The 10,641-nt window shown below is 33.2% G+C and carries 8 protein-coding genes and 1 other annotated feature; of the genes, 5 read left to right on the top strand and 3 right to left on the bottom strand.

Annotated elements, in window-relative coordinates; genetic code table 11:
- Window positions 1–737 precede the first annotated feature (737 nt).
- Window positions 738–2,129: a VanZ family protein gene (locus V7147_RS20790; protein WP_335369718.1), complete on the top strand. Its 1,392-nt coding sequence runs from the start codon at window positions 738–740 to the stop codon at window positions 2,127–2,129.
- Between the two features lie 442 nt (window positions 2,130–2,571).
- Complete coding sequence (locus V7147_RS20795; protein WP_335369719.1) at window positions 2,572–3,315, top strand: hypothetical protein; 744 nt, start codon at window positions 2,572–2,574, stop codon at window positions 3,313–3,315.
- A 764-nt stretch (window positions 3,316–4,079) separates the two neighbouring features.
- Here the strand turns inward: V7147_RS20795 and V7147_RS20800 are convergent.
- Entirely contained in the window at window positions 4,080–4,679 is a 600-nt protein-coding gene (locus V7147_RS20800) for a restriction endonuclease (RefSeq protein ID WP_335369720.1), read from the bottom strand.
- A gap of 206 nt (window positions 4,680–4,885) precedes the next feature.
- On the opposite strand from V7147_RS20800, the gene V7147_RS20805 reads away from it, so the two are divergent.
- Together V7147_RS20805 and V7147_RS20810 are read left to right on the top strand one after the other, a co-directional pair.
- Complete coding sequence (locus tag V7147_RS20805) at window positions 4,886–5,968, top strand: DUF3626 domain-containing protein (protein ID WP_335369721.1); 1,083 nt, start codon at window positions 4,886–4,888, stop codon at window positions 5,966–5,968.
- A 206-nt stretch (window positions 5,969–6,174) separates the two neighbouring features.
- Window positions 6,175–6,396, top strand: a binding site (T-box leader).
- A 46-nt stretch (window positions 6,397–6,442) separates the two neighbouring features.
- Window positions 6,443–7,144 (top strand): class I SAM-dependent methyltransferase, encoded by a 702-nt coding sequence (locus tag V7147_RS20810; RefSeq protein ID WP_335369722.1) that lies wholly within the window; start codon window positions 6,443–6,445, stop codon window positions 7,142–7,144.
- A gap of 196 nt (window positions 7,145–7,340) precedes the next feature.
- Here the strand turns inward: V7147_RS20810 and V7147_RS20815 are convergent, their stop codons facing one another.
- Both V7147_RS20815 and V7147_RS20820 read right to left on the bottom strand, forming a co-directional pair.
- Window positions 7,341–8,597 carry an MFS transporter gene (locus V7147_RS20815; RefSeq protein ID WP_335369723.1) on the bottom strand — a complete coding sequence of 419 codons (1,257 nt, stop codon included), beginning with the start codon at window positions 8,595–8,597 and terminating at the stop codon, window positions 7,341–7,343.
- A gap of 142 nt (window positions 8,598–8,739) precedes the next feature.
- Window positions 8,740–9,225 carry a GNAT family N-acetyltransferase gene (locus V7147_RS20820; RefSeq protein ID WP_335369724.1) on the bottom strand — a complete coding sequence of 162 codons (486 nt, stop codon included), beginning with the start codon at window positions 9,223–9,225 and terminating at the stop codon, window positions 8,740–8,742.
- 131 nt (window positions 9,226–9,356) lie between these two features.
- On the opposite strand from V7147_RS20820, the gene V7147_RS20825 reads away from it, so the two are divergent.
- A complete protein-coding gene (locus V7147_RS20825) occupies window positions 9,357–10,271 on the top strand; it encodes a LysR family transcriptional regulator (RefSeq protein WP_335369725.1) in 915 nt (304 codons plus the stop codon).
- Window positions 10,272–10,641 lie beyond the last annotated feature (370 nt).

Consider the following 10,641-nt stretch of genomic DNA (forward strand, 5'->3'; position numbering starts at 1 on the left):
TTATATAGGTATTGATGTAATTATTTTCTTCTAGAGTATAAAAAATACCTATAAAATGATGAATAAATTAAAGAAAATTTATCCTTAAATGAACAAAATAGTGACATTAATGAAGGGGAAAAAAGAAAGTCCCTAGACTAAGAAATTAAAAAATAAACAAATGTCCAAGGACTTCTTAATTACTATTTAAATAGAGAAATTTGTCCGTTTTCAACAAATTGGCAGTAAAATATGACGAAAGTATTATGTAACAATTTGATTTATATAAATGGAGCTTGATAAAAAAATTGAAGCAAAAAGAGACCATTACATCAAATGTAATAGCCTTAGAGGTATCTTTATATGGGGATTTTCACTGTGATAAGTGTAGGAATCCACTACTTTTCCAAGGCAATGGATTCCCAAGGTGAAACGTCGTTACCTTGTCGTTGGAACAATAACAGTATATTAAACAAAAGATAAAATGACAGGGATAAATGTTGAATTTTAATAAATAATTTATTTCGCAATTCGAACAAATTATGAAGTAAAAACACTTTCATTATTGAACTAAAGGGGCAGTTTAGTTGAAAATCGATGTTTAACTTGTGTTCAACAATCAGGCCATTTAATGGAGCAACATTGGCTAGTCAAAGTGAATATTATATGTTGGAAATTTTCTAGAAGTGATATAGTGAAGAAATAAAAGTAAATGAAAGAGACTAACATATCTTTGTTTTGTATGAGGGAGATAGAGAATGAGGTTAGAAGAAATCATCAATATAGTCAAAGAGTACTTTTTTCTGGCATTAATAGCCGTACTTGTTTTAGGAATTATCTTTTTCCTAATGTATTTCATTGTTTATAAAAAACTTTTTGGAGGGAAGAAAAGCCTTCCAAAGAAGCAGCTATTTCTTGTAGGCTTGTTTATTAGTTATGTCATCATGGTTATTGGGGTAACCTTTTTGAATAGAGGTCAAAACTATCAGGGCGGGATGGATTTATCTTTTTTTACTTCGTATCGAGAAGCTTGGTATAGTTTTAGTGTAAGGCATTGGCAGTTCGTGTATTTAAATATATTTATGTTTGTACCGTTAGGGATTTTTCTCCCATTATTGCATTCACGTTTTCAAAAAGCTGTATGGACTATTGGGATGGCAACGTTATTTACACTTTCCATTGAAAGTGTCCAGTTAATAACAGGATACGGTATTTTTGAAGTTGACGATTTATTTAATAATCTACTGGGGGCCATAATTGGATATGGTATTATCATGGGCCTCCTTATCGTAAAAGAAAAGGGAATAATGCGATCCTTTTTCTACTTTTCACCTTTATTGCTAGTGGTTATCCTATCCGGAAGTATGTTTGCATACTACTATTTGAAGGAGTTTGGAAATCTATCTATTATTCCAATTCATAGAACTGATATGGCACAAGCAACAACCACTATTGATGTACAATTAAATGATAATAGAATTAAAGTCCCAGTTTATAAAGCATCAAGCTATACAAAGGCAACCGCTGATAAATTTGTCAAAGATTTTTCGAAAAGAATACAACTTGATACATCGAATATAGAGGTCATTTACTATCAGAATGAAGGTGTTTATTGGATCGGAGAAAATAGGTCTCATAATATATGGTTTCAAAACTTAGATGGAAGTTACAGTTATACCGACTATTCAAGTTTTGACGAGAATAAAGAACCGAAAGATGTAGATGAAGGAACTTTAAAGGAAAACGTAACAAAATTCGGCATAGATATTCCCCAAGACGCGCATTTTCAAAAAGTCGAAACTGGTACTTATAAGTGGACCGTAGATAAAAAAGTAAGGGAAAATCAGCTAATAGATGGTTCTTTATCGGTAAGTTATTATAACGATAATACTGTGAAAAGAATTGAGAATCAATTAATAACCTATGATAAGGTAAGGGATGTTCAAAAAAAAAGCGAACAAGAAGCATATAAAGAAATTTTAGATGGGAAATTTATATATTACTCCGAAAATAAAATGATAAAAACCTTGCATATCCATAAAATTGAGGTAAGCTACTATTTGGATTCCAAAGGCTATTATCAACCTATTTATGCTTTCCATAGTACAGTAGATGGGACCGATAATATTATCCTAATTCCGGGAATCTAGAAAACTTGATTTTTTACCTTCAAACTATCTAAAGGAACTGTTAAGAAAGGCATATGGTTAACCTAATATTACAAACAGATATTTAATCAAATTAATTTAAATGGAATTGTTAAACTTTACAAAATATTCTACTTGTGCTATAAATAGGATATTAATATATTGAATTGCCTTATATACGTTTTTTATATCCAACTTTATTTTAATATACGATTGATAGATTAATCTCTTCCTTTTTGGAAGATAAGAAAATATACCTAATACACTTAAACAAGAGTTTTATCGTGCCTCCTACTACGGAGTAGAGGTGCTTATTTCCTGTGTGTTTGTATATTTTTTCTTATCACTTTCAGAAAAGGGGGAGATTTTTGTTTTGAGCGGATTATGAGAATTGAAATAAGAAGTTAAAGTCTATGAACAAGAACCTTAAGAATGGAGAGATAAAATGTTAGTTTATTTTAGTTTTAAATGGTCGTTAATTGTATTGTTGGTAGCATATTTTTTTGGAAGGGTGTTCGGAAAAGGGAATAACTCTAGGTTATTAAATGTTGTGGATATGATTTCGCTTGGTACAGGCCGTATGTTAAAGCCAGATGGCGTTCAAGGTTCTCTTATGTTTTTAGCAGCACATTTCTTTGCGGTATTTGCAAAACTATTGATACTTACATTATCCAATTATTCTGAATGGGTTGCCGTTCTTGCTTTTTTTATCTTCTCAGTTATCTTTGTGTGGTATGTACAAAAGAAATTACCAGAGTATAGTATACAAGCTCAAAAGAATAAAGAGCTAAAGCTGGTCGACCAGGAAAGAGAAAATTTTAAAACAGAAGTAGAAATGACTAAAGATTATTTAATGCAAAAAGGTCGTTACAGCGACGACAGATTTATTGGAAGCGATTCTGACGAGGAAAATCCTTATACAAACGCAGCCATAGAAAGAGCCATCTTCGAAAGGAAATTCCGTAAGAATAATTATTTCAAAAAAAGTGGTGAGAGAATCCGATTTGCTAACGAAGTAGAAACTGAAAACCTAGATTTAGATGAAGAAGACAATTATTCCGAATTCCTAGAACGAAAAAGAATGGAAGAGGATAAAGATTTTGATCAACAGAGAGACGACCAACTGGGCTGGATAATAAGTGAGGGAGATCGTGAATTTCAAGAACAAAATGAAAGAGATTATTTCTAAGGTGAAATAAGAAATGAGAAAAATCTTTCTTTGGTTCCTCTTTATATTGAGTAGTTTAGCAGCTGGATTATTGTTGAGTGCCATCCTTTTAGATTTATTGATATTTAAATCAAATCTTTTTTCCTTATCAGAATACTTACAGTGTTTTGCTCTAATCGTGTTAGCTGTGGGTATTAAATATTTGATTAAATATGTAAATCATCAAAAATAAAATATGAGAAATCTGTATAGGCCACACTAAAACAACAGTTTATATGTGTGGCTTTTTAATGTTAACTATGTCTATATAAATGGATTACGGGTTTAATAATAACATTTCATTCCCAGACATATCGGGTAAATGATAAATGAAATCTTTTGCATCAGAGTAACTGCTAAAGGACAATGTTACTAATTTGTAATCTATTTCATAATTTTGTGTGTCATCTATTATTTGTAACAGGTAGCATTGTGGAGATATGATTTTTGAGTCAAAAATACTTAGGTTAATTATTAAAGGTGCTTTTTGGACTTCTATTGTCATAGTTTTACTCATTATTTTTGTGATTGGTAATTTCATTTTTAAAATCTTCGTTTTTAGATTATAAGTTCAATGATTGTGTACTAATACCGCCAGTTGAATCTACCACAAATTATGAACAATTTTTCAACTATCGGGGTGTGTTTATTTTTAAGAAGTCAAAATTTAGAACAAAATAAGCTTGGCTATAGTTACCAAGCTTATACTATATTATTTAATAACTTTGTCATTTATTCAGCATCGACTAAGCAAATTCAGGATTTAGATTTCTAATTTTCTGTTCAGTATTAGAAACACCATCTAACCATAGTTCAACTAACCTAACACCATCAATGAGTTCTATATTTAAACTTTCTGCATACTCCTTAGCTGATGAGGTAAATGAGCCTGTTGTAATTACATAACCTCCTTTTGCCCCTCTTTTTATCATATTAGAATGAATAAGAGCAATAGGATCAAATGGTAAGTCGCCTTGATAACACTTAACTTGCCCCAGAAATAACCCCTCATCTGTCGTATGTTCAAAATCGACTCCAAAGTCACCAGAAGAAGGAGATACCCATGTAGAACCTCCTTTTGCCGTTTTCATCACTTCAGCTACAAATGATTCAAACATATAAGGATCTTGTTTAATATATGAGGAAGAATAATTTGGATTTTGGTCTTGTTGTTCTTGCTTAAATCTTAAATACAAACCCATAGCTAATGTTTTCTTCATTTCCTCACTCGAGTTAATATGATTTACAAGTAATGTTGTCTGGTATTCATTCCTTCTTTTAGTTAAATAGAAATGTACAAAGGCAAATCCCAATACCAATGCAATAATAATTTCAATATATATCAAAATGCAGCCTCCTATTAAATTGATATTCAAGTATTAGACAGATTTCTGTTAGAATATTCAAATCCTGTAATATTTTAAATAATGAGAACAGTGTTAGTTTGTGAAGATGTGATATTGAACTAACGGGGCAGGTTTGTAGAAGAAGGAAAATAAGGAATCTTTGCTGAATTTTTGATTTAATCCGATGAAAGGAGATTCATCTATTTATGGAATTATCAAGGTCACAATTATTAGCTTTGGAAAATATTACAAAATATGCAAGAAACTATACCTATGAAGCTAAAAAGACAATAAATCACATACTAAAAATGTCTAATATTTCGGATAAAACATTTAAAAATGCTGTTGATAAATTAAAGGCTCATGCAAGAATAGGATTACATTTTCACCCAGATAGACCAGATTCATCTATGAAAAGTGTAGCTGAAGCACTGTTAGAGTCTGGAATATATAAGAGCCAGTTTGAAACAGGTTTGTCTAACGGCAGCGTATCTGCTTACCCTGGTGGTGAACGAGACCTTTGGGAGAAGAGAATTTTTGGAGGCGCATATCAACTTGAGGGCACAACCAATAACCAACGTCCTAAATATGGTGCATTGAATTTGATGTTGCACCCAGATGGACCTGCTCCACGTTTTGGTTCATGCTATTTTCTTCTATCCCCCAAGGTTTCATATCGTTCCACCTATACATATTTAGATTCGCATCAAGACCCAAAAGAAAAGGGAACTTATGAAGAATTTGACATGATTTTGGCTGCACTTTTAGAAGAGGCGTTCGTAAGAGATTTTGCAATTGGTGAAAGTAATCTGACTCCAGTTAGATTAGTAAATCATTTACTGGTTAATCTTGAACGACCGTTTACAGACCCAGAAACCAAAAAGCCAAATCGAAATCTTAATCACTATATTGAAGCCCAGATTCATGGAGATATTTCACTTAAAGAAGACGTGAATTTGCTTGTTGCAGACCCTTCTTTCAAGAACACTCATATAGGGAGAATTCTAGAACAGCTATGCCTTAAATATTCCATTCAACTGTATTGGAATAAGGGTTTTGTACTTATGATAGACGAAGTTCCACAAGATTTTAGAGGACCATCTATGCGCTCCTTAGCAAAACGCATTGGACAAAATAATGTTATCGATGCGAGTATAATTGGAACTGCTGTAATGGAATTAGAACGCAATCCAGAATCTTGGAGCGAACGTGGGGATTATAAGGAGGTACTTCAAGAATTAAAACTATTGTGGCACGTTTTAGTGAGGTATGGAAAGCCATTAGATTAAGGCTGCCTTTTTTAAAAACAAAAGAAAGGTTGTGAATTATTACACTTCACTTAAACAAACGGGTGCAAGAGTTGAAGATCAGAGCTGTCACAAGAACAGCTTTTTCTTGTTGTATTAACGAAGCAGAATAGTTAAATAAGAAATAGCAAAATATGGGTTGACGGATATAAGAGCAAATAATAAAATAAAGAAAATTTTAAAAATATGCAAACACGTTGATTGGGAGTATTAAGGAATGTTTTATTGTTTAGAGAGCTGTCGGTTGGTGAGAGACAGTCAATAAAATCCCCAACTCGCCCATAAGTGGTAAGGCCGATAATTAGGTCTTAACGGTTGGCTTCCGTAATCGGTTTAAAAGTGGATTTGTTTGTCATAATAAACAAATCAAAAAGAGTGGTACCACGTAGGTAAAGCCTGTCGTCTCTTATGAGATGATAGGCTTTTTATTTTTAATATTTATAAAGGGGGAGAAAAATGACAACAACAAACTGGCAAAGACAAGATGTTACACAACATTATCTGGAACAAATTCGGGGCGGAATTCCTTTCGGAGCTGAACAAGCTAAAATTATGCTTCAGGTTATCAATTTTTTTACCCCTAATCCGAAAAGAATAATGGATTTGGGGTGTGGAAACGGGTTTTTAGCTGAAATTTTGCTTAAAACTTATCCAGATGCTTCTGCAATATTATTAGACCATTCAGAACCAATGGTTCAAGCTGCTCGTAAGAATATGAATGAATACAGTAATCGTTGTGAAATTATCCACGCTGATTTTAGTAATTCTATTAAAGAATTTGCAGAACTTAATTCTATTAATTGTATTGTTTCGGGTTTTGCTATTCATCATCTTACACACGAAAAGAAAAAGGAACTTTATAGAGAGATATATAATCTTTTAGTTAATGGAGGGATATTTATAAATATTGAGCATACAGCTTCTGCCACTCCTAAAATTGAAAGATTGTATGACGAGCTATTTATTGACCATCTTTCTATTCATAATAAAAGAGACAGGCAAGAAGTAGCTAAGGAGTATTACAACCGCCCTGATAAAGAAGATAATATACTGGAAAGGGTAGATATCCAGGTTAATTGGCTTAGAGAAATTGGTTTTAAGCATTCGGATTGTTATTTCAAGTGGATGGAACTTGCTGTTTTTGGCGGAGTAAAATAAACAAGAATCAATGATTCCTTATTGGACTAACGGTGCAGTTTAGTTGAAGAAGAAAAAAGATAATTACGGTAAGCTAGGAAAATTCAGAATACAATTTTAGTAAATCCAAAATGAAAAATGCCAAATTTCTTGTGGAATCACCTAGAAATTTGGCATTAGAATTTTAAAGTTGTAACTGTTTACTCTCTGCGAGTTGTTATATAGTTAATTGATTTGAGTGTTGTTTTTTAATAATAATAACAAATAAACTTGCTAATAAACAGAAAACTCCAGCCAGGAAGAATGCCCAAGTATAAGTGTTGAAAAATTTATAGATTAGACCTCCACCATATGCAGCTAATGCAGCTCCTGCCTGATGAGATGCGAAAATCCATCCGTATATTATTCCACTTTTTTTAGACCCAAAAATTTGTCTTGAGATACTAATAGTAGGAGGAACAGTTGCAATCCAATCTAATCCATAAAACACAGTAAAAATAACAAGCATAGTCATTGAACCTTCAATTAATGCATAAGGAAGTAACACAAGAGAAGCCCCTCTTAAACCGTAGTACCAAAATAATAGCCATCGATTATCGAAACGATCTGACAGCCAACCGGATAGGGTTGTTCCTACTAGATTAAAAATGCCCATAAACGAAAGAAAAGAAGCCGCTGTAACTAAAGGTACTCCAAAACTTATACAGTAAGAAACAAAATGGGTACCAATTAAACCACTCGTGGAAAGCCCACAAATAAAGAAACTACCAGCTAATAACCAAAATTCTTTCACTCTCACAGCTTCTAATAAACCATTGAAGGCTAATACAATAGGATTTTCCTTTTCTCCTTTAGTTCTTTCTTGTAATTCTTCTTCAAGTCCATATCGAAGAATCCCAACATCCTTTGGTGTGTTTTTCATAAATAAAAGGATTATGATAAGCATAATGAAACAAAGTATCATAATTAAACCAATAGCCCAACGCCACGAATAATTATTGATTATGTTCGCTAAGACTGGAAGAAGAATTAACTGACCTGTCGCTGTACTTGCCGTTAATATTCCGACTGCAAGACCTCTTCTTTTCTCAAACCAATGGTTCGCCACATATGGACTTACTACAGTTAAAAAAAGACTTGCTCCCAGTCCAATAATTACGCCCCAAATGATGATCATCTGCCATGATTGATTCATTATGAAGGTTAGTATTATACCTGTTAGCAAAGTTGCCATTGAAATAATCATCATTTTTTTTAACCCAATCACTTCTAATAACGCTGCCATAAACGGTCCTGATATACCATATAAAAAAAGACTTGTTGCAAAAGCAAGTGCAATAATAGAGCGATCCCAGCCAAATTCATTTTCTAAGGGGTCTATGAAAACCCCTGATGATGAAATGACAATTCCTGCTACAATAATGGAGAAAAATGTTATGGCAAGAATAAACCAGCTATAGTGTATACTTTTCAAACTCAACCCCTCATTTTCTGGATCTTTCCATAATGTTCACTTAAGTAAATTGCATATAATCCCCAAGGAGTTTATTTCATTCCTTGACACTTTAAATTCCAGGTAGCTATTTAATCGTTTCTATCTCAAAAGTTCAATATTCTTATTTGGATAAGGGCAATTCAAAAATTAATGAATCTCTATCAGGGTAATCATATTGAATTGGTAAGTGCTCTTTATCAATCTCCTTAAATCCAACCTTTTTATAGAAACCGTGAGACCTAGTGGCTTTAGATGGGGTATCCAAAATTATCTTTGAAAACCCTTGTATTTTCGCAAAATCAAGTAATGCTTCGTAAAGACTTGTTCCTATCCCCATCTCTTTACCGCGGTAATCTTTATAGACGAAAAATTTCTTTAACACAGCAACCTCTTTGGTTTTCCTCTGCAAACCGATAGTACCTACTACTTCTCCGTTATCATTTAAAGCGATCCAAAAATTACCGCCATCATTTATATAATTCGAATAAATGTCTAGAATGTCTGGTTGTTCTTCAATAGTAATACCGACTTTATATTCGGCATTCTGTACATGCAATATTAGTTTAATGACCTCTTCTTTATATCTATCATCGTAAACTGTAATCATTTCAATTACTCCCATCTTGTATTTTCTTTAAGAATAACCCGTGGCTAATTATTAGTAAAATTGAAATTTGCAAAGCTACCCATCGATTTTTTTGATACTATACATATAAGAATAAAATAAAAGTGGGTGATGTGTTGGAGATACGCCATTTTGTTACGTTTAAAAAAATCATTGAAACGGGTAGCTTCACACAAGCAGCAGAACATTTAGGTTACACACAATCAACGGTGACTTCCCATATTCAGGCACTTGAACAACAGATAGGTGCACCTGTGTTTGATAGGATGGGTAGAAAAGTAATATTGACCGATGTTGGTAAGAAGTTGTTGCACTATTCTCAAGAGATATTAGAAACCTACGGTAAAATTGAAAACCTTGCAATTGAAGAGAAGGATGTTCGAGGTGAGATAAAGATAGCTGCTCCTGAATCCTTGACTGTATATCGTTTAGAACCGATATTACGTGAATATAGAAAGAAGTTTCCTCATGTAAGTATTAGTCTAAGTAATGCTACGTGTGGAGATAACAAAAGAGCAATCCTTAATGGTAGTGCGGATGTTTCATTTGTCATGTTACCACTGTTGCAGGATCCTGATTTAATCGTCCATTCCATGTTGAATGAAAGTATCGTCCTTGTTGGAAGCCCAGACTGTTCGCTAAATATATTAGATGAAAGATATGAGAATCAAAAAATAAGCGAATGTTTGATTGTCAACGAGAAAGAATGCAGTTATAGAACGGTGTTTGAAGAATACCTTAGAGAACGGGAAATTGTACCTTCCCACACGATGGAACTTTGGAGTATAGAGGCGATGAAACGATGTGTAATGAGTGGGCTTGGTATTGCTTATTTACCTTTAATGACAGTAAATGATGAAGTCAAGGCAGGAAGGTTAAAAATTATTCCCTGCGTTGGTGACTTTAAACAAATTTTCTCCCAAGTCCTTTATCACAAAAATAAATGGGTTTCCCCTGCATTATCAGGTTTTATAGATATTACCTTGAAACACGCAAGAGACTGGTCATGTGAGGAGAATACTTGTTAAGTTGAGAATGTGAAGTTTTAAACTTAAACTACCATGAAAATAAACTTCTCTAACCTCGAAAAAAGACAATACAAAAGAGAGCCCGTCTCATGTGTTAAAAAAAATTGAGAGAGCTGCAAATCATTGCTATGGATTGGTTGACTGGATTAAGGTCAGTATCAGTATTGACACATCCTAACCAATTTCATTCTCTGTGGTGAAGCGCCGATTTTGCGCTTCATGGATGGCTAACGGGTGCGTTAATCCAAGAAGGATTACGCACCTTTTTGTTGAAGTTATTAAACTAAAGGGGCAGTTTAGTTAAATTAGAACTGTTAAAATAATTAAAAAAAAGTCTATTTTGCAGGCATTACTTGGAAGGACGGTTGTA

Source organism: Bacillus sp. JJ1521 (assembly GCF_036965165.1).
Classification (GTDB): Bacteria; Bacillota; Bacilli; order Bacillales; family Bacillaceae_L; genus Ferdinandcohnia.